We start from the raw sequence: 1,436 nt of genomic DNA, 5'->3' as shown, positions 1-1,436 counted from the left end.
TGAACTGCACCCCAAAAGTTAGACAGAAAAATTCTAACTTTTGGGGTGTTTTTATTATGAAACTAACTTATGAAGATAAAGTTCAGATCTATGAACTTAGAAAGCAAAGGCGAAGCTTCAAAGAGCTTTCAAATAAATTTGGGATAAAAATTCCCAATCTTCAGTACATGATTAAATTGATTGATCGTTACGGTATAGAGTTCGTTAAAAAGGGGAGGAATCGTTATTATTCTCCTAAATTAAAACGAGAAATCATTGATAAAGTTCTGATTGAAGGTCGTTCACAAATAAGGGTATCTCTAGATTATGCTCTTCCAAGTGTTGGAATGTTGCCTAATTGGATAGCACAATATAAGAAAAACGGGTATACTATTGTTGAGAAAACAAGAGGGAGACCGCCTAAAATGGGACGTAAACCAAAGAAAAACCCTGAAGAGATGACAGAGTTAGAACGTCTTCAAGCAGAAAATGAGTACCTGAGAGCGGAGAATGCTATTCTAAAAAAGTTGAGAGAACTCCGATTGAGGGACGAAAAGGAGCAAGAAGAAAAACAGAAATTGTTCAAGGATTGGTAACAGAGTTTCCTTTAGATATCCTTCTAAACATTATCAAACTTGCTCGTTCAACCTATTATTACCACTTAAAGCAACTGAATCAAGTAGATAAAGATCAAGCTATCAAAGTGGAAATACAAGCCATTTATGATGAACATAAGGGAAATTACGGCTATCGTCGAATGACTCTTGAATTGAGAAATCGTGGTTATATAGTAAACCATAAGAAGGTCCAACGTCTGATGAGAGTCCTTGCTTTAACAGCTCGAATTCGTCGGAAACGGAAGTATTCTTCCTACCAAGGAGAGATTGGTAAGAAAGCAGACAACCTTATTCAACGCCAGTTTGAAGCAGCTAAACCAATGGAAAAGTGCTATACAGATGTGACAGAGTTTGCCATTCCAGCAAGCAGTCAGAAACTCTATTTATCGCCAGTTTTAGATGGTTTTAACAGCGAAATTATCGCCTATAATCTTTCAACTTCACCAAATTTAGAACAAGTGAAATCTATGTTAGACAAGGCCTTTACTAAGAATCATTACACAAATACAATTCTTCATAGCGATCAAGGATGGCAGTATCAACACCAGTATTATCATCGTTTTTTAGAAGAGAAAGGAATCCAACCATCCATGTCACGTAAAGGAAACAGTCCAGACAACGGCATGATGGAATCCTTCTTTGGAATTCTTAAGTCTGAGATGTTTTATGGTTATGAGAAGACGTTTCAGTCACTTGAGCAATTGGAGCAAGCTATTGTGGAGTATATTGATTATTACAACAACAAACGCATTAAGGTAAAACTAAAAGGACTTAGTCCTGTGCAATACAGAACTAAATCCTTCACTTAAATTATTTGTCTAACTTTTTGGGGTCAGTACA

General features: G+C 36.2%; 1 protein-coding gene. It reads left to right on the top strand.

Translation table 11 applies throughout. The features are described from left to right. Positions 1 to 56: 56 nt before the first annotated feature. Positions 57 to 1,405 (top strand): IS3 family transposase gene (locus tag PCY07_RS10415; RefSeq protein ID WP_301356721.1). Its coding sequence is split into 2 segments (ribosomal slippage): positions 57 to 498 and positions 498 to 1,405, totalling 1,350 coding nucleotides; the frame shifts between segments, so codons are not numbered across the junction. Positions 1,406 to 1,436: the final 31 nt, after the last annotated feature.

The organism is Streptococcus sp. SP1 (genome assembly GCF_030440005.1).
Taxonomy (GTDB): Bacteria; Bacillota; Bacilli; order Lactobacillales; family Streptococcaceae; genus Streptococcus; species Streptococcus parasanguinis.
The sequence above is the reverse complement of the archived record's forward strand: the minus strand, read 5'-3'. Positions and strand labels throughout refer to the sequence as shown.